The organism is Pseudomonas sp. OST1909 (assembly GCF_015277575.1).
GTDB lineage: Bacteria > Pseudomonadota > Gammaproteobacteria > Pseudomonadales > Pseudomonadaceae > Aquipseudomonas > Aquipseudomonas synxantha_A.
The window spans coordinates 4,861,347-4,881,115 of record NZ_CP063780.1 but is presented as its reverse complement, the minus strand read 5'-3'; the positions used below and the strand labels follow the sequence as shown (position 1 = coordinate 4,881,115).

At 59.1% G+C, this 19,769-nt stretch carries 19 protein-coding genes and 1 tRNA gene; 6 read left to right on the top strand and 14 right to left on the bottom strand.

From position 1 onward, the window contains the following. Nucleotides 1–6 precede the first annotated feature (6 nt). Nucleotides 7–2,154 carry a 3-hydroxyacyl-CoA dehydrogenase NAD-binding domain-containing protein gene (locus IH404_RS21150; protein WP_194438951.1) on the top strand — a complete coding sequence of 716 codons (2,148 nt, stop codon included), beginning with the start codon at nt 7–9 and terminating at the stop codon, nt 2,152–2,154. 92 nt (nt 2,155–2,246) lie between these two features. Then, complete coding sequence (locus IH404_RS21145; protein ID WP_005790442.1) at nt 2,247–2,972, top strand: amidotransferase; 726 nt, start codon at nt 2,247–2,249, stop codon at nt 2,970–2,972. Here the strand turns inward: IH404_RS21145 and IH404_RS21140 are convergent. The 3 genes from IH404_RS21140 to IH404_RS21130 all read right to left on the bottom strand — a co-directional run bounded on the left by IH404_RS21140 (nt 2,969) and on the right by IH404_RS21130 (nt 5,745). After that, entirely contained in the window at nt 2,969–3,940 is a 972-nt protein-coding gene (locus tag IH404_RS21140; RefSeq protein WP_194438949.1) for a magnesium and cobalt transport protein CorA, read from the bottom strand. The two genes, IH404_RS21145 and IH404_RS21140, sit on opposite strands and share 4 nt — an antisense overlap. Nucleotides 3,941–4,097: 157 nt before the next feature. Continuing rightward, nucleotides 4,098–4,841, bottom strand: a complete 744-nt coding sequence (locus tag IH404_RS21135) for a 1-acylglycerol-3-phosphate O-acyltransferase (RefSeq protein ID WP_194438947.1) — start codon at nt 4,839–4,841, stop codon at nt 4,098–4,100. Between the two features lie 211 nt (nt 4,842–5,052). Further along, a complete protein-coding gene (locus tag IH404_RS21130) occupies nt 5,053–5,745 on the bottom strand; it encodes a crotonase/enoyl-CoA hydratase family protein (RefSeq protein ID WP_057014743.1) in 693 nt (230 codons plus the stop codon). 321 nt (nt 5,746–6,066) lie between these two features. On the opposite strand from IH404_RS21130, the gene IH404_RS21125 reads away from it, so the two are divergent. After that, a tRNA-Ser gene (locus tag IH404_RS21125) sits at nt 6,067–6,156 on the top strand. Nucleotides 6,157–6,240: 84 nt separating this feature from the next. Here IH404_RS21125 and IH404_RS21120 read toward each other — a convergent pair. The 4 genes from IH404_RS21120 to IH404_RS21105 form a co-directional block, all read right to left on the bottom strand. Beyond that, nucleotides 6,241–6,510, bottom strand: coding sequence for a hypothetical protein (locus tag IH404_RS21120; protein ID WP_005790433.1), 270 nt, complete (start codon nt 6,508–6,510; stop codon nt 6,241–6,243). Between the two features lie 231 nt (nt 6,511–6,741). Continuing rightward, nucleotides 6,742–7,788: a DMT family transporter gene (locus IH404_RS21115; protein WP_194438945.1), complete on the bottom strand. Its 1,047-nt coding sequence runs from the start codon at nt 7,786–7,788 to the stop codon at nt 6,742–6,744. 69 nt (nt 7,789–7,857) lie between these two features. Next, a complete protein-coding gene (locus IH404_RS21110; RefSeq protein WP_005790430.1) occupies nt 7,858–8,193 on the bottom strand; it encodes a hypothetical protein in 336 nt (111 codons plus the stop codon). 145 nt (nt 8,194–8,338) lie between these two features. Continuing rightward, nucleotides 8,339–8,713, bottom strand: coding sequence for a DUF2784 domain-containing protein (locus IH404_RS21105; RefSeq protein ID WP_005790428.1), 375 nt, complete (start codon nt 8,711–8,713; stop codon nt 8,339–8,341). A 108-nt stretch (nt 8,714–8,821) separates the two neighbouring features. Between IH404_RS21105 and IH404_RS21100 the strand changes: the two genes are divergently transcribed. Continuing rightward, a complete protein-coding gene (locus tag IH404_RS21100) occupies nt 8,822–9,508 on the top strand; it encodes an HAD-IA family hydrolase (protein ID WP_005790426.1) in 687 nt (228 codons plus the stop codon). A 50-nt stretch (nt 9,509–9,558) separates the two neighbouring features. Here the strand turns inward: IH404_RS21100 and IH404_RS21095 are convergent, their stop codons facing one another. Next, the gene (locus IH404_RS21095; protein WP_005790423.1) at nt 9,559–10,305 is read right to left on the bottom strand and encodes a 3-oxoacyl-ACP reductase family protein; all 747 of its coding nucleotides are present in this window, start codon (nt 10,303–10,305) and stop codon (nt 9,559–9,561) included. A gap of 105 nt (nt 10,306–10,410) precedes the next feature. Between IH404_RS21095 and IH404_RS21090 the strand changes: the two genes are divergently transcribed. Further along, nucleotides 10,411–11,334 carry a LysR family transcriptional regulator gene (locus tag IH404_RS21090; protein WP_194440701.1) on the top strand — a complete coding sequence of 308 codons (924 nt, stop codon included), beginning with the start codon at nt 10,411–10,413 and terminating at the stop codon, nt 11,332–11,334. A gap of 113 nt (nt 11,335–11,447) precedes the next feature. On the opposite strand, the gene IH404_RS21085 is transcribed toward IH404_RS21090, so the two are convergent. The 3 genes from IH404_RS21085 to IH404_RS21075 all read right to left on the bottom strand — a co-directional run bounded on the left by IH404_RS21085 (nt 11,448) and on the right by IH404_RS21075 (nt 14,929). Further along, on the bottom strand, nt 11,448–12,176 hold the full coding sequence (locus IH404_RS21085) for an aspartate/glutamate racemase family protein (RefSeq protein ID WP_005790421.1): 729 nt from the start codon (nt 12,174–12,176) through the stop codon (nt 11,448–11,450). Nucleotides 12,177–12,189: 13 nt separating this feature from the next. Continuing rightward, on the bottom strand, nt 12,190–13,719 hold the full coding sequence (locus IH404_RS21080) for an NCS1 family nucleobase:cation symporter-1 (protein WP_194438943.1): 1,530 nt from the start codon (nt 13,717–13,719) through the stop codon (nt 12,190–12,192). 475 nt (nt 13,720–14,194) lie between these two features. Next, nucleotides 14,195–14,929: a phosphoadenylyl-sulfate reductase gene (locus IH404_RS21075; protein ID WP_005790417.1), complete on the bottom strand. Its 735-nt coding sequence runs from the start codon at nt 14,927–14,929 to the stop codon at nt 14,195–14,197. A gap of 148 nt (nt 14,930–15,077) precedes the next feature. Between IH404_RS21075 and thrH the strand changes: the two genes are divergently transcribed. Then, nucleotides 15,078–15,695 carry a bifunctional phosphoserine phosphatase/homoserine phosphotransferase ThrH gene (thrH, locus tag IH404_RS21070; RefSeq protein ID WP_005790415.1) on the top strand — a complete coding sequence of 206 codons (618 nt, stop codon included), beginning with the start codon at nt 15,078–15,080 and terminating at the stop codon, nt 15,693–15,695. A gap of 110 nt (nt 15,696–15,805) precedes the next feature. Here the strand turns inward: thrH and pabB are convergent, their stop codons facing one another. The 3 genes from pabB to IH404_RS21055 form a co-directional block, all read right to left on the bottom strand. After that, nucleotides 15,806–17,149 (bottom strand): aminodeoxychorismate synthase component I, encoded by a 1,344-nt coding sequence (gene pabB / locus IH404_RS21065; RefSeq protein WP_194438942.1) that lies wholly within the window; start codon nt 17,147–17,149, stop codon nt 15,806–15,808. Nucleotides 17,150–17,250: 101 nt separating this feature from the next. Then, a complete protein-coding gene (locus IH404_RS21060) occupies nt 17,251–18,237 on the bottom strand; it encodes an alpha-L-glutamate ligase-like protein (protein WP_194438940.1) in 987 nt (328 codons plus the stop codon). Beyond that, nucleotides 18,237–19,769, bottom strand: a complete 1,533-nt coding sequence (locus IH404_RS21055) for an inactive transglutaminase family protein (protein WP_005790411.1) — start codon at nt 19,767–19,769, stop codon at nt 18,237–18,239. The genes IH404_RS21060 and IH404_RS21055 overlap by 1 nt, the downstream gene beginning before the upstream one ends.

Genomic DNA, 19,769 nt, shown 5'->3' with positions numbered 1-19,769 from the left:
TTTGTCATGACCGATGCCATTCGTTACGAAAAAGGCCAGGACCAGATCGTGGTACTGACCCTGGACATGCCCGGCCAGAGTGCCAACACCATGAACGCCGTCTACCGCGAAGCGATGGCGGCCACCGTCACGCGCCTGGAAGCAGAGAAGGACCAGATTGCCGGGGTGGTGATCACCTCGGCCAAGAAGACCTTTTTTGCCGGTGGCGATCTCAATGAACTGATCAAGGTCGACAAGGCCCACGCCAAGGATTTCCATGACAGCGTGCTGGTGTTGAAGGCGCAGTTACGCCGCCTGGAAACCCTCGGCAAGCCGGTGGTGGCCGCGATCAATGGCGCGGCCTTGGGCGGCGGCTGGGAAATTTGCCTGGCCTGCCATCATCGGGTCGCGCTGGACGACAAGTCCGTACAGTTGGGCCTGCCCGAAGTCACCCTTGGCCTGTTGCCGGGCGGCGGCGGGGTGGTGCGCATGGTGCGGATGCTGGGCCTGGAAAAAGCCCTGCCGTATTTGCTCGAAGGCAAAAAAGTCCGGCCAGCCCAGGCCCTGCAAGCCGGCTTGATTGATGAACTGGCAGCCGATCGCGAGCAACTGCTGAGCAAATCCCGTGCGTGGATTCTCGCCAATCCCGAGGCCAGGCAACCCTGGGACAACAAGGGGTATCAGATCCCTGGCGGCACGCCGTCCAACCCCAAAGTCGCGCAGATGCTCGCCATTGCCCCGTCGATTTTGCGCAGCAAAACCCATGGCTGCTTCCCGGCACCGGAGAAAGTCCTCTGCGCCGCCGTTGAAGGTGCCCAAGTGGATTTCGACACCGCACACCTGATCGAAACCCGCTACTTCACCGAACTGGTGACTGGGCAGGTGGCGAAGAACATGATCGGCACCTTCTGGTTTCAGCTTAATGAAATCAATGCCGGCAGCTCACGCCCACAGGGTTTTGCCCCTCACGTCACCCGTAAGGTCGGTGTACTCGGCGCTGGGATGATGGGTGCGGGCATCGCCTATGTCAGTGCCTGTGCGGGGGTCGAGGTGGTGCTCAAAGACATCAATCTCGCCGCCGCCGAAAAAGGCAAAGCCCATAGCTCTGCCTTGCTGGACAAGAAAGTCAGCCGTGGGCAATTGACCGCCGAACAGCGCGAAGCCATCCTGGCGCGCATTCACCCTACGCAGGATGACGCTGACCTGGCCGGCTGTGACCTGATCATCGAGGCCGTGTTCGAAGAGCGCGAACTCAAGGCCAGGGTCACGGCGGCTGCGCAAAGCGTGGTCGGTGCCGATGCGGTGATCGCCTCCAACACTTCCACCTTGCCCATCAGCGGCCTGGCCACGGCGGTGCCGGCCCCATCCAGGTTTATCGGCCTGCACTTCTTCAGCCCCGTGGACAAGATGCCCCTGGTGGAAATCATCAAAGGCACCCACACCAGCGACGAGACCCTGGCCCGCGGTTTCGATTTCGTCCTGCAAATCAAGAAAACCCCGATTGTGGTCAACGACAGCCGTGGCTTCTTCACCTCGCGGGTCTTCGGCACCTTCACCAACGAAGGCATTGCCATGCTCGGCGAAGGCGTGGCCGCGCCGATGATCGAGACCGAAGCGCGCAAGGCCGGGATGCCGGTGGGGCCGCTGGCGGTGTCCGATGAAGTGTCCCTCAGCCTGATGAGCCATATCCGACAGCAAACCGCCAAGGATCTGCAGGCCGAAGGCAAGGCCCTGCCGAACCATCCGGCGACGGCAGTGATTGATTTGCTGGTGAATGAATACAAGCGCACCGGCAAGGCGGCGGGCGGCGGTTTTTACGATTACCCCGCCGGTGGCCAGAAGCACCTGTGGCCAGAGTTGAAAACCCGGTTCGAACGGCCCGGCAATCGAATTTCACCCCAGGACGTGCGCGACCGCTTGCTGTTTATCCAGGCCATCGAAACCGTGCGCTGCGTGGAGGAGGGCGTGTTGATGTCCACGGCTGACGCCAACGTCGGTTCGATCTTCGGCATCGGCTTTGCCGCGTGGAGTGGCGGCGCGCTGCAGTTTATCAACCAATACGGGCTGAACGATTTTGTCGCCCGCGCTCGTTATTTGGCCGAAGAGTATGGGGAGCGCTTCTCGCCACCGGCGTTGTTGCTGGAGAAAGCGGCACAGGGCGAAGTGTTCGGCTGAGCAAAATGTGGGAGCGGAGCTTGCCTTGAGGGTGTATTTCAAGGCAGGCTCTGGGGTGTGCAATATTCCCATCGCCGTGTCAGGTATTTTTTATGTCGCTACGCGTCTGCATCCTGGAAACCGATATCCTGCGTCCAGGCTTGATCGATCAGTACCAAGGTTACGGGCAGATGTTCAAGCGCCTGTTCGCCAAGCAACCGATTGCCGCCGAATTTGTCGTCTACAACGTGGTGCAGGGCGAATACCCGCCGGATGACGAGGTGTTTGACGCGTACCTGATCACCGGCAGCAAGGCCGACTCGTTCGGCACTGACCCCTGGATCCAGACCCTCAAGACCTATGTGCTCAAGCGCTACGAGCGTGGCGACAAGCTGCTGGGTATCTGCTTCGGTCATCAACTCCTGGCATTGCTGCTCGGTGGCAAGACTGAACGCGCGAGCCAAGGCTGGGGAATGGGCATCCATGATTACAAGCTGGATGCCAAGGCCCCATGGATGAGCCCCCAGGTGCCGGAACTGACGCTATTGATCAGCCATCAGGATCAGGTCACTACCTTGCCGGAAAATGCCACGGTCATTGCCTCCAGTGAGTTTTGCCCGATTGCCGCTTACCACATCGGTGACCAGGTGTTGTGCTTTCAGGGGCACCCCGAATTTGTCCAGGACTATTCCCGCGAGTTGTTGGAGATTCTTCAAACAACCCTGGGGGAACAGGTCTACACCAACGGCGTTGCCAGCCTGGACCGCGACCACCACGGCGCAACCGTGGCGGAGTGGATGATGCGCTTTGTCGCGCACAAGCCGGATACCGCGGCCTAAAGCCAGCCTGAACGCTTGAAGCTGGCCCACAAACCGCCACAGCCCACAGCGATAAACCCGAGCACCGCAAAATAGCCGTAATGCCATTGCAGCTCGGGCATGTTCTGAAAGTTCATCCCGTAGATCCCCGCCACCGCCGTGGGGAACGCCAGGATCGCCGCCCACGCGGCGAACTTGCGCTGCACCACGCTCTGGCGCGACGCCTCCAGCAACACACCGATCTCGATGGTCTGGCTGGCAATGTCGCGCAGGGTGGTGAGGTCTTCCATCTGCCGCGTAACGTGGATTTGCACATCGCGGAAATACGGGCGCATGTTCTTGTCGATAAACGGGAAGCTCAGCTTCTGCAACTCCTGGCTGATTTCCACCATCGGCGCCACATGACGCTTGAGCCGCAGCACGTCACGACGCAGGCCGTGGAGGTGCTGGATATCGCGCTCATTGAGTGAGCTGCACAATACGTTGCGCTCCAGCTCATCGATCTCGGCGTGGATCGCTTCGCTGACCGGCTGGTAGTTTTCGGTGACAAAATCCAGCAGAGCATAGAGTACGAAATCTTCCCCATGCTCCAGCAACAGCGGCCGCGCCTCACAGCGTTGGCGCACAAAACCGTAGGACGCCGAGTGACCGTTGCGTGCGGTGATGATGTAGCCGTTGCCGGCAAAAATATGGGTTTCGATAAACTCCAGCTTGCCGTTCTCGCGCACCGGTGAGTAGGTGACGATAAACAGCGCATCGCCGAAGGTTTCCAGCTTCGGGCGGCTGTGTTTTTCCATGGCGTCTTCAATCGCCAGTTCATGCAGGTTGAACTGGTGTTGCAGGTTGTTCAATTCCTGGGCGCTGGGCTCTTCCAGGCCGATCCACACAAAGTGACCGGGCTTGGCTGCCCAGGCCGCGCCTTCATCGAGGGTGATATCCGAGACTTTTTTTCCGGCGCTGTAGACGGCCGCCGCAACAACTCTACCCATGGTGCTGATCACTTCTTATAAGAGGACAGATGTTGGGCAGCTTAGCCTGAATGGCGTTCCGTTGTTGCTGACTGACATTGCCCATTCCCTTGCAGGAGCGAGCTTGCTCGCGAAGATCATCAACGATGACGCAGCGCTATCAGATGACTCGCGTCGCTTACACGGTTTTCGTGAGCAAGCTCGCTCCTGCAAGTTCACGGTCCATTGTTTCAATGCATGCGGTCATTTGCGCGTGACAGTCCAGCATCAATTGAGGGATGTCATCTACCGTCATGCCAGTGGTAGGAATCGGCGGCAACGACCGTATCAGCAATTCCCCGCTGTTCCAGCGGTTGAGCTGCATCTGCGTTACATAATTGCTGACACACACCTGCACGATAGGCACGCCGGCCGCAATCGCCATATGAAACGCACCTTTCTTGAACGGCAACAGCCCTTTACCCAGGTTGCGCGTACCCTCCGGGAACACCCAGATCGACGTGTCCTTGTGTTGCAAGGTCTGGGTGGTGGTGAGCATGGCACGCCGCGCCTTGTGTGCATTGCCACGGTCGATCAGCACATTGCCCGCCAGCCAGAACAACTGGCCGAACAGCGGCACCCATTTCAGGCTTTTCTTGGCGATGCATACGGTGCGGTGCGGCACTACATTGCCAAGTACAAACAGGTCGTAGTTGGACTGGTGGTTGGCGATCACCACACAGGTGCCGGGTTTGTTGCGCAGCGAGTCGACATCCGTCCTCACCTTCAGGCGCAAGATCCACATGGCTGGCAATGCGTAAAGGCGGGCGCAGAGGCGGCTGTTGTCCGGATTGAATGGCCGGCATACCCCTAAAAGTACGCCCAATACCCCGGCGATCATAAAGTGCAGGCCCATCAACAACATACGTAACAGAAAAAGCATCGAAACGGCCCATCGGAACAAAAGGTGGCGCAGTGTACGGATGTGCACTGTATTGGGCAATTGCCCCACAGATGTAGGAGATAGGCGATGTTTAAGCGTATGTTTCTACGCATGCCAGTAGCGGCTGCCCAGAGCGGCTACAGATGTTTCGGGTTTATTTGTAAGAAAAAGCCCGATACTAGATCGGGCTTTGATAAAGCAGGCGTAGGAGTTAACTCAGGTTATGGCCTTGATCCTGGATGATTGCTTCGTCCAGAGCCTCCAGCAGCGCCCGGCGCACTTTTAACTTGGTGTGCTTGTGAGCGTTCATGTTGATCTTCTTCAACTGCCGCGCCGCCTCCAGGGCTGCCGCGTGCAATTCTTCCGGTGCCACGACCTTATCGAGGAAGCCTGCTTGCAAGGCGCCTTGCGGATCAAACATTTCGGCATTGATCACCGACCGATGAAATGCCGACTTGCGCAGACGATCCCGCGCCAGCTCGATACCAGCGTGATGCATGGTCATGCCGATTGCCACTTCATTCAGACCAATGCTGAACGGGCCTTCCACGCCAATGCGATAATCCGCCGACAACAATAAAAACGCGCCCTTGGCCACCGCATGCCCAGGGCACGCCACGATCACCGGGAACGGATGCGCCAACAAACGCCGCGCCAGGGTCGAGCCCGACGTCACCAGGCTGATCGCCTCTTTAGGGCCGGCGGTCATCACCTTCAAATCATAGCCACCCGACAAAATTCCCGGCGTACCCGTGATGATCACCACTGCCCGATCTTTCTCGGCCTGATCCAGCGCAGCGTTGAATTCGCTGACCACCGCCGGAGAAATGGCATTGACCTTGCCGTTGCTCAAGGTCAGGGTCGCGATACCGTCTTCGAAATGGTAGGCAATCAACTCACTCATGACGCGGTTCCTTGTAGGGCTTGTTATAGAGAGAATGCAGCAGACGTTACCCACCGCGCCCGCCTGGGTAAAGCGCCGTGACTGACTACCCGGTCAGGCTTTTCCTCAATCCCCAAGGGTAGACGCCCCGCGGCACAGCGCAGCAGTCCCGCAAAACTGGTGCCGGGCCTGCCCAAGAATGGCAGAAACACCGCCCGTTATCAGGCGCGCCACGGCATAACCGTCTAACCGCATGAAAATTCTGAAAAAAACCTTTGCCATCAGAAAGGCTTTCGACTACATTAGCGCGCCTCGACAGACTGAACTGGTTTGCCGAGATACGGTGAAGTGTCCGAGTGGCTTAAGGAGCACGCCTGGAAAGTGTGTATACAAGAAATTGTATCGAGAGTTCGAATCTCTCCTTCACCGCCAAATTCGATGTAAACAAAACCCCTGGTTTCGAGAGAAACCAGGGGTTTTGTGATTTCTGGGGTTTGAAAGTCCAGCTTTATCAGGTCATGCGCTTGGCATATCCATTCGCCTTCCTATGACGTCCAGCAAATCGCAGCCGTCGCGCAAAGGGATTGAACAAAGCAACGCAAAATCACTGAGTACAACCGCATCACTACTGATCTCACTGCGTAGTGCGAGGTTCTCAAGGACTTGTGCAACGGCACGAAGTCGATAGGTCGCAGCATCGAGAAGTATTTCCAGTGGCACGGTGGTGTCGACAAAAAGGGCAGGTGTGGCGCTGTCGTTGCTGGTGAGGGCCATGTATTGGTTCATGAGTGATTCCACAAGACAAATATAAATACAACGAGGCCTTTTCACGCTAAGCCGTCAAAAAACGTCAGTTGCTCGAAAATAACGTCGTCTACGTTCCGCCTTGTCATCGAGTCGCCAAACCCGGTCGCTATGTGAGCGACCGAAAGACTATAGGTGTGGCGATTTTAAAAAGGCAGCCTGTCGCTTCTGAATGGAGCGTAGGACGTTGCCCAAAGCCACCAGCATCCGCGTTCAATGCCTATGCCGATGATGCACATCCGGAAAATGCGCATGGCTGTGCTTCATCACCGCATGCACATGCACATGGCTATGAGGCTGCGCCGGATCCCACTCAAACCCATGCTCATGCTGATGATGCTCATCATGCACATGCCAATGCCCATGTTCCGTTGCCTCATGCACATGCTCATGGGCATGTCGCTCCGTCAGGTGCAGCCACACGCCTACGGCCATCAGCGCCGAGGCAATCCAGAACGCTACGGTCACCGACTCGCCAAATACCAGCAGCGCCACTGCGGCACCGAGGAAGGGTGCCGTGGAGAAATAAGCCCCGGTGCGCGCACTGCCCAGCCCACGTAGCGCCAGCACGAACATCACCAGGCTGATGCCATAGCCGAGGAACCCCACCACCAGGATCGGCGCCAATTGCGCCACGCCCGGAATCCGCGCCCCGAGGTAAAGCGCCAAACCGCAATTCACCAGCCCCGCAATCAAACCTTTGGCACCGGCGATAAAGAGCGCGTCAGACGCCGACACCTTGCGCGTCAGGTTGTTATCTATCCCCCAGCACAAACACGCCAGCGCAATGGCGAGCGGCCCGGTCCAGTCCTGGCCGCCGCCGCCGGCGCCCGTCCATGACAACACCACGCCGCCCAGCACAATGGCGACCATGCCGAGCACGATGCGCCGATCTGCGTTTTCTCTGAATACGACCCAGGCGATCACGGCGGTGAGCACTGATTCGAGGTTGAGCATCAACGAGGCGGTGGCGCCAGCGGTGCGAATCAGGCCGAACATGAGGGCGACGGGGCCTAGGATGCCGCCGAAGGCGATGGCGCCGAGCAGCCAGGGCCATTGCGATGGGGTCAACCCGGTGGGTTTCCAGCCGCGATCACGGATCAGACGTACGCCGGCAAGGCCAATGCCGCTGCCCAGGTAAAGCAGGCCGGCCAGCAATATAGGCGAGAGGCCCAGGCCCAGGCCGAGGCTTTTGGCGAGCGGAGTGCTGGCGCCAAACAGGGCGGCGGCTACGAGGGCGTAAATGATGCTGAGGTTCATGGGCCATCCTCGAAGGTCAGGCCCATGATACGTCGCTTGCCGGGGTCAGCGCCCTGGCAGTTTCATACTTTATTGCGCGGTTTTCAGCTTGATCACATCACCGGAAATCTTGGTGGTGTAGCCGTTCAATACCCAGGCCCAGAACCACTTTTCTTGCACTTGGGTGTTGATCAGCGCGTCGCCGCCTTTGGCTTTGATGGCTGCATTCTGGGCGCGTACGAAACGGTTGTTCTGGCCGATTGGGATGATGCCCAGCAGCATGATGCCGGTGGCGCTGGCTTCGCTGTGGCCGATGACGGTGTATTGGCTGGCGTCGTATTGCGGGGTTTTCATGGCGGTGCCGGTGCAACCTGCCAGGGTGAAACCAAGAACGGCTGCTGCAACTGCTTTAATGACGTATTTCACTTGAAACTCCATGGACTCAACCTCAAGATTCAATTCCCGAGGGGGCGACACTTTAAGCGCTCGGTTGGCAGATTGAAAACAATCTGCCCAGGTTTCATGTTCAGGCTTGTGCGTGCGCCCAGGCGATCAAGCTCGGGTCTGAAGGTTATGCGCTTCTGCGTGCCAGCAAACTCCGGATCAACCGTCCATACACCACGGCGTTGATCAATATCACCACCGCCCCCAGCAGCAGTTGAATATTCGCCGTCAGCCCGGCGGGGTAGATCAGCGTCAGGATGTAGTGCTCGATAAACCCGCCGCCATAACCGTCCTGCCCGGCCAGGTGACGAAACAGGTTTTCCCAGCGGGTGAGCGGGCAGGGCAGGTGCAGCACCTCTACCGCGATCCCCCAGGCCACGGCGGGCAAGTGCAGCCACATTACCCTGGGCCATTTCAGGGCGAGCAGGCCACCGAACAGTACGAACAGGATAAAGGTCAGGTGAAACAGCACGAGGCCGTCGGCGACGAGTCGGTAGAGCATTGTGGGCACTTCGAATGGAGGGGCAAACAGTCTAAAGGGTTGCTCGCCGGCAAGGGTGGCCGTTATTGTGCTGAATCCATTTAGTCCTTGCCCCAAGGTTGTGTCGTGATGAATGCACCGCGTACCGCTGTCCCGATCAAAGCCGTGATTTTCGATATGGACGGGTTGTTGCTGGATACCGAAGGCATCTACACCGAAGTCACGCAGATCATCGCCGAGCGCTATGGCCGTACCTATGACTGGGGGATCAAGCAGCACATCATCGGGCGAGGCGCTCAGGATCTGGCCGATTACGTGGTCAAGGCGCTGGAGTTACCGATCACGCCCGCCGAGTTTCTGGAAATTCGCGAGCCGTTGATGAGCGAGCGCTTTCCCAAGGCCCTGGGTATGCCGGGCGCCGAGGCGTTGGTGCGGCACTTGAAGGCGCACAATATCCCAATTGCGGTGGGCACCAGTTCATCGCGTAACTCGTTTGGCCACAAGACCACCTTGCACCGCGAATGGTTTGGCCTGTTCGACACCATCGTCACTGCCGACGACCCGGAAGTCGGTGCGGCCAAGCCGGCGCCGGATATCTTCCTCACGGCTGCGCGCCGTCTGGGTGTGGCGCCTGAGGATTGCCTGGTGTTCGAAGATTCGCCGTTCGGCGTGACTGCGGCGAAGGCTGCCAACATGACCGCCATCGCCGTGCCCGATGAGGCCATGGCGGACAGCAAGTACCAACATGCCGACCAGATTATCCGCAAGCTCGCGGATTTTGATCTGGCGGCCTATGGTTTGCCACCTATGTCCTGACCCAACACAGGGCAAAATGTGGGAGGGAGCAAGCCCCCTCCCACATTGGGTTATGCGCTGAAACCACCATCGATGGTCAGGCTGGCGCCCGTGATATACCCGGCTTCCGGCCCGGCCAGATACGCCACAAAGCTGGCAATCTCCTCCACGTGCCCATACCTGCCCACCGCCATCAACCCGATCAAGCTTTCGGCAAACTCACTGTTCGCCGGGTTCATATCGGTATCCACCGGCCCGGGCTGCACGTTGTTGATGGTGATACCCCGTGGCCCCAGATCCCGCGCCAAACCCTTGGTCAACCCTACCAGCGCAGCCTTGCTCATCGCATAAGGCCCGCCACCGCCAAATGGCATACGCTCGGCGTTGGTGCTGCCGATATTGATCACACGGCCACCTTCGCCCATGTGCCTGGCGGCTTCCTGGGTGGCGATAAATACGCTGCGCACGTTGATTGCCAGGGTCTGGTCGAAGTCCTCCAGCTTGAAGTCTTCCAGCGGCGCGATGGCCAGCACGCCTGCGTTGTTCACCAGGATATCCAGGCGCCCAAACGCATCGACCGTGGCGTTGACGGCATTGCGAATTGCCGTGGCATCGGCGCTGTCGGCTTGAATCGCCAGGGCTTTGCCGCCTTCGTTGATCACGTCGTGTTGCAAGGCCTGGGCCTTGGCGGCCGAGCTGACGTAGGTAAAGGCGACAGCTGCACCCTGCGCGGCGAGGCGCTTGACGATGGCGGCACCGATGCCGCGGGAACCGCCTTGAATCAGGGCGACTTTGCCGGTGAGGTTTTGTGTGGTCATGTCGATCTCCAAGTAGTTGATGGGCTGAGTATCGACCTGCCTCCGGCACGCCGGTAGACCGTGATTGCTATAGTCTGTGTAAACCAAAAGTTTAGAGTGGCCGATATGGAGAGCTTTGGCAGTATCGAATGCTTCGTGCGCAGCGCCGAGGGTGGCAGCTTTGCCGAGGCGGCCCGGCACTTGAGCCTGACGCCCGCAGCCGTAGGCAAAAGTGTCGCCAAACTGGAAGCGCGCCTGGGTGTGCGGCTGTTTCAGCGCAGCACTCGGCGGCTTACGTTGACTGAAGCCGGCAAGTTATTTCTGGAAGAGGTCAGCGCCAGCCTCACCACTATCCAGAATGCCGTGGCCAACCTGGCCAGCGCCGAAGGGCGACCGGTGGGCACGCTCAAGGTCAGCATGGGCACGGTGGTCGGCTGTATGTATATCGTGCCGCTGCTGGGGGAGTTTCTGAAACGCTACCCCGATATCAGCCCGGATTGGCATTTCGACAATCGCCAGGTCGATCTGATTGGCCAGGGCTTCGACGCGGCCCTTGGCGGCGGCTTTGAGCTGCCCCAAGGCGTCGTGGCACGCAAGCTGACGCCGGCTCACCGCGTGTTGGTGGCATCGCCTGACTATTTGGCGGCACGCCCAGCGGTGTTGCAGCCAGAAGACCTGGAGCACTGCGACGGCATCCTGATTCGCTCACCGCAAACCGGGCGAGTGCGCTCCTGGCAACTGACTCATCGCAATGGCGAGCACGGCCCGCTGAGTCTCAAGCCGCGCATGACCATGAGCGACTCGCAGGCCGCCTGCATCTGCGCCGAACAGGGCCTGGGCATTGCACTGGTGAGCATGCCGTTTGCCGTACCCTGGCTGGCGAGCGGCAAGTTGCTGCGGGTATTGCCGGATTGGTATGTGAACGACGGCAATATTTGCATCTACTACGCCGAACATAAACTGCTGCCAGGCAAGACTCGGGCGTTTGTGGATTTCATCATCGAGCAGTTTGCCGAGCAGCAGTTAGGCCAAAGATTCAGCGCAATCTAAAACCTTGTGATCAAAATGTGGGAGGGGGCTTGCTCCCGATTGCGGTGGGCCAGCTATAGATAAGCTGGCTGATACACCGCTATCGGGAGCAAGCCCCCTCCCACATTTGATCTTCAGTGGCCGAACTTGCCGGGCCAACCAATGATCTTCTTGGGTCTTGGCTGCGCATACGTCCTGACTTTGGATGTCGACAACCCCAACCTCACCAACGATTCGGCAACCATCACCGCCGCCGTCACCCCGTCCACCACCGGCACTCCGGTGCGTTTGCGAATCTGCTCATCCAGCCCGGCCATGCCGCCGCAGCCCAGGCAGATCACTTCGGCCTTGTCGTCGTGAATCGCCAGTTCCGCCTGCTGCACAATGGCCTCCATAGCGGCCAGCGGGTCTGCTTCCAGCTCCAGCACCGCCATGCCGCTGGCGCGCACCGAAGCACAGCGCTGGTACAGGCCGGCGAGTTTCAGTCGGTCTTCAATCAGTGGCACGGTGCGGTCCAGGGTTGTGACCACCGAGTAGGCATGCCCCAGGAACATCGCGGTGCTGGCCGCCGCTTCGGTGATATCAACCACCGGCACATTGAGTAATTCCTGCAAGCCTTCACGGCCATGCTCGCCATAGCCGGCCTGGATCACCGCATCAAACGGCTGGTCGTAGGCCATGACCCGGTCCATGACGGCGATGGCCGCCAGGTAACTTTCAAAATTGCCCTCCACTGACTCGGCGCCGAAGTAGGGCGTGAGGCCGACTATCTCGGTGCCCGGTGACGCCACGGCCCGCGCTTGCTGAGCGATGGTGTCGGTGATCGATTCAGTGGTGTTGACGTTGACGACGAGGATGCGCATGAAATGTCCCTATTCAATGACTGACGTTATCGACGGCAATGCTTTCGCCGCTGACATCGGCGTAAACCGGCTGACGCTTGGCGATCAGCATGTACAGCAACCCTGCGATGCCGGCGCCGAACAGCCAGGAAAACGGTGAAACGCTGGCAAACCCTGGCAACAGCGCCAGCAGGATCGCGATCACTGCGGCAGGAATAAACGCCGCCACGGCGCGCATATTCACCCCCCGGCTGTAGTAATAAACGCCATTGGGGTCTTCGCTATACAGCTGCGGCACGTCCACCCGGCTTTTACGGATCAGCCAGTAATCGACCATGATCACCCCGTACAACGGCCCCAGCAGCGCGCCCAGGCCAGAAAGGAAGTACACAATCACCAGCGGGCTGTTGTAGAGATTCCACGGCAGTATCAGCACCGCCACGAAGGCGCTGATCAACCCGGCGCGGCGAAAGTTCAGGTACTTGGGCGCCAGGTTGCTCAGCACAAAGGCCGGGGCGACGAAGTTGGCCATGATGTTCACCGCCACGGTAACGATCAGGAAGGCCAGGCAACCGAGCACCAGGAAGAAGGTATTGGGGATTGCCGCGATGATTTCGGTCGGGCTCTCGATCACTCGGCCATTGAGCTGGAACTGGCCGCCGCACAGCAGCACGGTAATGGCGGCAAACACCAGGATATTCACCGGCAGGCCCCAGAAATTGCCGACCTGGATGGTCCTGCGGCAGGGCGAAGAGCGGGCGAAGTCGCAAAAGTTGAGGATCAAGGTGCCGTAGATCGCCAGCCACAGCGCGCCACCGGCAAAGATATTGCGCCACATCTCGCCGCCGCTCAGCGGTTCACGGATCGACCAGGCGATATGTCCGCCCGCCTGGAAGTACATCCAGCCGGCCAACGCAGCCACCGTGAGCAAAATCACCGGCCCGGCGAAGCCCTCATAGCGGCGTACCATTTCCATGCCATAGGCGAGGATCACCAACTGCACCAGCCAGATCGCGACAAAACATGCCCAGCCCAGGCTCGACAGGCCCAGGATCGAGTTGTGGTCATAATCGGCAAAACCCGGATGAATCGCCGTCAGCAATACGCGGAAAACCACCGATGCCAGGTACGTCTGGATACCAAACCAGGCAATCGCAATCACCGCCCGGATCAATGCTGGAATCTGCGCCCCATGGATACCGAAACTGATGCGGCTGATCACGGGAAACGGCACACCGGTCTTCTGTCCCATGTACCCCGACAAGTTCATGAAGAAGTACACCAGCGCCGCGCCGATCCCCAGGGACAGCAATATTTGCCAGCCGCCCAAGCCCAATGCATATAAGCCGATGGCAAACGAATAGTTGGCGATGTTGTGCACGTCATTGGTCCACAGCGCAAAGATGCTATAGCGCCCCCAGCGTCGGCCCTCGATTTTGGTGGGGGCCAGGTCCTTGTTGTGCAGGCGCGGGCTGAGGACCAGTGGGCCGGGGCTTGCAGCCTCGGGGTGGAGGGTGGAGGAGGGCAGATCCAGCGCGATATTGCTCGAAAGACTTGTACGCATTCCGGCAGGCTCCAGCGCATCGGCAGCAAAGCGGCGGATGGCAAAGTGTATGTAGGTTTTGTATTGATTGTATACAAAGCGTACTTTTCACTAAGCCACATGCGTGCCAGTTTTCAATATATGAAAAGCAGTGTTAATTTCGTTTTTATAGGAGTGTTAAATAAATTGCTGAATTACAAGCAATATAAGTTGACCGCTTGAACAGGTATTTATTTTTTAATCGGGAATGGCGAAATTCGTATACGAGTAAATCAACAAAGAGGGATGTTACGTTTTGGTGCGCTGAAGCTTAAGCTGCACACAAAAATGGCACCGATAGTTACATAGTTGTGTACATTTTTAAGCTATACACAAAACAAGTGTGGGAGGGGGCTTGCTCCCGATAGCGGTGTGTCAGCCAGCAAATCTGTGGCTGACCCACCGCTATCGGGAGCAAGCCCCCTCCCACATTTTTTACCGCATCAACTTTCTGGCCTCAGGCCTTGCTGATGATATTCCCCGCATGCAGCCCGCATTCCTTCTGCGTGGCTTCTTCCCACCACCAGCGGCCTTCGCGCTCATGCTGGTTAGGCAATACCGGGCGGGTGCAGGGCTCGCAGCCGATGCTGATAAAGCCGCGCTCATGCAGGCTGTTGTAAGGCAACTCCAACATGCGGATATAACCCCACACCTCTTCGCTGGTCATCTGCGCCAGCGGGTTGAACTTGTACAGGGTACGTTCCGGGGTGGAGAAAGCCGTGTCGATTTCCAGCGCAGCCACCTGGCTGCGGGTGCCGGGGCTCTGGTCGCGGCGCTGGCCGGTGGCCCAGGCACTCACACCGGCGAGCTTGCGGCGCAGCGGTTCGATCTTGCGGATGCCGCAGCATTCGCCATGGCCGTCCTTATAGAAGCTGAACAGGCCCTTTTCCTTGACGAAGGGTTCCAGCTTGCTCTGGTCCGGCGAGATCAGTTCGATATCGATCTTGTAGAACTCACGGACCTGCTCGATAAACCGGTAGGTTTCCGGGTGCAGACGGCCAGTGTCAAGGCTGAATACCTTGACGTTCTTGTTCAGCTTCCAGGCCATGTCCACCAGCACCACATCCTCGGCACCGCTGAAGGAAATCCACAGGTCATCGCCGAACTGGCTGAACGCCAGCTTGAGAATATCCTGGGCAGACTTGTTGGCATAAGTCGCGGCGAGTTCAGCGACGTCGAAGGCTTGGTTCATCAGGACGGTTCCTACAGGTCAGTGGCGCTGAGCGCTCTATAGGCGGCGATGGTATCAAAATCTGCCGTGCGTTGCGGCGGCGTGCTTGAGTCGCTAGAGTTCGGCAGTCCTTTTGCCCGCTCAACTAATAAATCCAATGGAGTGTCTTGTGGAAATTGCCTGTCTTGACCTGGAAGGGGTGCTGGTTCCGGAAATCTGGATCGCCTTCGCCGAAAAAACCGGTATTGAATCCCTGCGCGCCACCACCCGCGACATTCCCGATTATGACGTGCTGATGCAGCAGCGCCTGCGCATTCTCGACGAACACGGGCTCAAACTGGCCGATATCCAGGCGGTGATTGCTACGCTCAAACCGTTGGACGGGGCCGTCGAGTTCGTCAACTGGCTGCGCGAACGCTTCCAGGTGGTCATCCTGTCCGACACCTTCTACGAATTCTCCCAACCGCTGATGCGCCAGCTGGGTTTCCCGACCTTGCTGTGCCACCGCTTGATCACTGATGAAAATGATCGGGTGGTGAGCTACCAGTTGCGCCAGAAAGACCCCAAGCGCCAGTCGGTATTGGCATTCAAAAGCCTCTACTACCGCGTGATCGCTGCCGGTGACTCGTACAACGACACCACCATGCTGGGTGAAGCTGATCGTGGGATCCTGTTCCATGCGCCGGAGAATGTGATTCGCGAATTCCCGCAGTTCCCGGCGGTGCACACCTTTGAAGACTTGAAGAAAGAGTTTATCAAGGCGTCGAATCGGCAGTTGAGCCTGTAAGTTATGCGGCGCGACTGATTGCCCCATCGCAGGCAAGCCAGCTCCCACCTTTGATCGCGGCGCGGTCGAAGGTGGGAGGGGGCTTGCCCCCGATAGGGCCGGTACAGCCCCTACAAACTTTCCAAAGTCTGTAACAACACCCGCACCTTCGTCAGCGACTCCTGATACTCCGCCTGCCACTGCGAATCCGCCACAATCCCACCGCCACCCCAGCAACACACCTGCCCGTCCTTGACCAGCAAACTGCGGATGGCGATGGAGCTGTCCATCTCGCCGCGCACGTCCAGGTACACCAGCGAGCCGCAGTACAGCCCGCGGCGGGTGGGCTCAAGCTCGTCGATGATCTGCATCGCGCGGATCTTCGGCGCGCCGGTGATGGAGCCGCCGGGGAAGCTGCCGGCGATCAGGTCGAGGGCGTCTTTGTCGTCGGCCAGTACACCGGTGACACTGCTCACCAGGTGGTGCACGTTGGGGTAGCTTTCCAGGCTGAACAGTTCCGGCACTTTCACCGAGCCTATGCGGCAATTGCGACCGAGATCGTTGCGCAGCAGGTCGACGATCATCAGGTTTTCTGCGCGATCCTTGGGGCTGGCGAGCAATTCGGCGGCGTTGGCGGCGTCTTCTGCAGGTGTTACGCCGCGAGGGCGGGTGCCCTTGATCGGGCGGGTCTCGACCTGGCGTTCGCTGATGCGCACAAAGCGTTCCGGTGACAGGCTCAGTACCGCACCGTCATCGGGCAAGCTCTGGAACCCGGAAAACGGCGTGGGGCAGGCTTCTCGCAGGGCGCAATAGGCTGCCCAGGGATCCCCCATGCAGGGTGCGCGAAAGCGCTGGGCAAAGTTGACCTGATAGCAGTCGCCGGCCTGGATGTAATCCTGGATACGCGCGATGGCTTGGCGGTAGGCCTCTGCGGTGAGGTCGGGTGCCATCGGGCCCTGGAGTTTGAACGTCGCAGAGGTGTCGACAGTCCCGTGGCTGAACAGCGCGATCAACCGTTGTCGTTCGCTATCGGCCAGCGTGGGATGAAACACCAGTTGGCTGCTCCGGGCCTGGTGGTCGCTGATCAGCGCCCAGGCGTACAGCCCGAAGCGCGCGTCTGGCAGGTGCAGGTCATCCACTGCCAGGTGCGGCATGTTCTCAAGGTGCCGGCCGAAGTCGTAGCTCAGGTAGCCGATCAAGCCTCCGGCGAACGGCAACTGTAAATCGGCGGGGATTGCGGCTTCACCCAATCGCGCGAGGTTTTTCCGCAAGCGTTGCAGGAAATCACCGCCGCTTTCGTCCGGCCCTACCGTCAATTTCGCTTCGGGCCAGGCACTGAGCAGGTCATACCGGCCGCGATCAGCCGTCGGCCGGCCGCTGTCGAGCAGTACCGCGCCTGGAGCATGGCGAATCGCCGCAAAATACTCGGCGGGGTTGGCCCGGTAGGGCAATGGGTGTACGGAGCAGGTCAACATGCGGGGTTGGATCAGCCAATGGCGCGGGGGAGGGGGATTGTAGTCCCCTGTAGGATTTGCTCCTAGAGGGGATGTCGGGGATAGACAGTTTGAAGACCGGATCAGCCTTCCACGGGCGGTATATGCCCAAACATCTCCTGCACGAACTTCACCCGCTCTTGCGGGGGTTCCGTCACGCCGGCAGCTTTGAGTTCTTCCAATCGCGCTTCCACCGCATGGGTGCGCAAAGTCAGGCCGCAGTCGTTGGCAATCTGGATGTTCAGCCCAGGCCGTGCGTTCAACTCAAGGATCAGCGGGCCTTTTTCCTGGTCCAGTACCATATCCACGCCGATATAGCCCAGCCCGCACAGCTCATAGCAGCCGGCCGCAAGCGCCATGAAACCGTCCCAGTTGGGCAGTTGCACACCATCGACCGCATTGGTGGTGTCAGGGTGCTTGGTGATGATGTTGTTCAGCCAGGTACCGCGCAGGGTCAGGCCAGTGGCAAGGTCGACGCCCACGCCGATCGCGCCCTGGTGCAGGTTGGCCTTGCCGCCGGACTGGCGGGTCGGCAAGCGCAGCATGGCCATCACCGGGTAGCCCATCAGTACGATAATGCGAATATCCGGCACACCCTCGTAGCTGATGCTTTTGAAGATCTGGTCGGGCACCACACGGTACTCTATCAGCGCCCGGTCGCGGTGGCCACCCAGTGAATACAGGCCAGTGAGGATGCTGGAAATCTGGTGCTCGATCTCTTCATGGCTGATGATCTTGCCGGACACCGTGCGATAGCGTCCTTCAAACCGGTCGGCCACTACCAGGATGCCGTCGCCGCCGGCACCCTGGGCGGGCTTGATCACGAAGTCGCTGCGCCCACCGATGATCTCGTCGAGCTTGTCGATTTCCTTCTCGGTGGAGATCACCCCGTACATTTCCGGCACATGGATACCGGCGGCCAGCGCCCGTTCCTTGGTGATGATCTTGTCATCCACAATCGGGTACAGGCTGCGTTTGTTGTACTTGAGCACGTAGTCGGCGTTACGCCGATTGATGCCCATGATCCCGCGCGCTTCCAGGGCCTTCCAGGTTTTCCAGAAGCCAAACATCAGGAGTCAGCCTTCAGGAATGCCTTGAAACGCACCAGCTCGGTGAGGCGATAGCCGCGATAACGACCCATGGCCAGCATGAAGCCCACCAGAATCAGCAGGATCGCCGGGAAGGTGAACACGAAGTAAACCAGCTCCGGAACGCTCATGATGAGGTGGGCCAACGAGGCGGCGAACAGGGTACCAATCGCCACTTTCAGTGCATGGTTGGCGCCGCGCTCTTCCCAGGTAATCGACAGGCGTTCGATGGTCATGGTCAGGATCACCATCGGGAACAGCGCCACCGACAAGCCACGCTCCAGCCCCAGCTTATGGCTGAACAGGCTGATGGCGGCGATCAGCACCACCACGAAGGTCAGCACCACCGACAGCCTCGGCAGCATCTGCAGTTTCAAATGTTCCAGATACGACCTGAGTGACAGCCCCAGTGCCGTGATAATCGTGAACAGCACAATGCCGAAGCCCAATTGCGTCTCGCGGAACGCCAGGGCGATCAGCACCGGAGTGAAGGTGCCCAGGGTCTGCAGGCCGATCAGGTTGCGCAGGATCAGAATCACCAGCACGCCAATCGGGATCATCACCATGATCATGAAGGTCTGCTGGGTTTGCAGCGGCAGGCCGTACAGAGAGTATTCGAGGAAGTTGGCGTCGGTGTTTTCGTCGGTCAGCTTGGCCAGGCGAATCGCGTTCATTTCGCTGTTGTTGAGGCTGAAGGTCACCATGGCCTTCTTGCCGCCATCGACCGTGATCAGGTTTTCATCGCCGGTCCACCACAGCAGGCGGTCGGCGGGCAGGCCCTGTTCACCGGTCTCCGGGTTGAAGTACAGCCAGTCGTTGCCGTTGAAGCTGCGCAGCCACAGCTCCGGGGTTTGCGGCTGGTCGGCTACCAGGCGGATGGTGTGGACTTTCTCCACCGGCACATGGGCAATGGACAGCAGCAGCTCGACGATCCTGGCCTTGTGCGGCGTCGACGGGTCGCCGGCCAGCAGCAGCTTCACATTGTCGTCGTTGAGGTTGTTGGTGCGCTTGATGGCTTCGCTGATAAAGGTCTCGACGTCGGCCGAGTGCTGGCGGATCGGCGCCAGCAAGGCTTCGGCGGCGATTTTTTCCGGGCCTTCCACGGCGATGCTGTCGCGGAAGGTCGGGCCCTTGATCTTGATCTTTTCGCCGCTGTAACGCTTGGTCAGCACCAGTCGGTAATACAGGGTCTGGTTACCCTTGGCCCGGCGCGCTGACCAGGTGACCTTGCGGTTGCCGTCGATGCGGTTGACGCTGACTCCATAGTTGTTGGAGATAAAGCTTTCATTAAGGCTGACGAAGTCGCGGCTCAGAGGCGGCACGAACATCTGGATCTTGACCGGGTCCTTGGGGTTGGCGACGAACTCGACCTTGGCGTCGATGTTCCACAAGTCGTCGGTGGCATCCTCGGTCACGGGGATCCCCAGCACGAAAATCTGATAGGCGGTGACCGAAATGCCGAGCACCACCAGGAAGGTGATCAGGATTTTCAGGTGCAGGGTCAGAGAGCGCAT

Coding starts and splice junctions, on each gene's coding strand:
- IH404_RS21150 (WP_194438951.1), top strand. CDS start 7: ATGACCGATGCCATTCGTTACGAAAAAGGCCAGGACCAGATCGTGGTA.
- IH404_RS21145 (WP_005790442.1), top strand. CDS start 2,247: ATGTCGCTACGCGTCTGCATCCTGGAAACCGATATCCTGCGTCCAGGC.
- IH404_RS21140 (WP_194438949.1), bottom strand. CDS start 3,940: ATGGGTAGAGTTGTTGCGGCGGCCGTCTACAGCGCCGGAAAAAAAGTC.
- IH404_RS21135 (WP_194438947.1), bottom strand. CDS start 4,841: ATGCTTTTTCTGTTACGTATGTTGTTGATGGGCCTGCACTTTATGATC.
- IH404_RS21130 (WP_057014743.1), bottom strand. CDS start 5,745: ATGAGTGAGTTGATTGCCTACCATTTCGAAGACGGTATCGCGACCCTG.
- IH404_RS21120 (WP_005790433.1), bottom strand. CDS start 6,510: ATGAACCAATACATGGCCCTCACCAGCAACGACAGCGCCACACCTGCC.
- IH404_RS21115 (WP_194438945.1), bottom strand. CDS start 7,788: ATGAACCTCAGCATCATTTACGCCCTCGTAGCCGCCGCCCTGTTTGGC.
- IH404_RS21105 (WP_005790428.1), bottom strand. CDS start 8,713: ATGCTCTACCGACTCGTCGCCGACGGCCTCGTGCTGTTTCACCTGACC.
- IH404_RS21100 (WP_005790426.1), top strand. CDS start 8,822: ATGAATGCACCGCGTACCGCTGTCCCGATCAAAGCCGTGATTTTCGAT.
- IH404_RS21095 (WP_005790423.1), bottom strand. CDS start 10,305: ATGACCACACAAAACCTCACCGGCAAAGTCGCCCTGATTCAAGGCGGT.
- IH404_RS21090 (WP_194440701.1), top strand. CDS start 10,411: ATGGAGAGCTTTGGCAGTATCGAATGCTTCGTGCGCAGCGCCGAGGGT.
- IH404_RS21085 (WP_005790421.1), bottom strand. CDS start 12,176: ATGCGCATCCTCGTCGTCAACGTCAACACCACTGAATCGATCACCGAC.
- IH404_RS21080 (WP_194438943.1), bottom strand. CDS start 13,719: ATGCGTACAAGTCTTTCGAGCAATATCGCGCTGGATCTGCCCTCCTCC.
- IH404_RS21075 (WP_005790417.1), bottom strand. CDS start 14,929: ATGAACCAAGCCTTCGACGTCGCTGAACTCGCCGCGACTTATGCCAAC.
- pabB (WP_194438942.1), bottom strand. CDS start 17,149: ATGTTGACCTGCTCCGTACACCCATTGCCCTACCGGGCCAACCCCGCC.
- IH404_RS21060 (WP_194438940.1), bottom strand. CDS start 18,237: ATGTTTGGCTTCTGGAAAACCTGGAAGGCCCTGGAAGCGCGCGGGATC.
- IH404_RS21055 (WP_005790411.1), bottom strand. CDS start 19,769: ATGCGCTCTCTGACCCTGCACCTGAAAATCCTGATCACCTTCCTGGTG.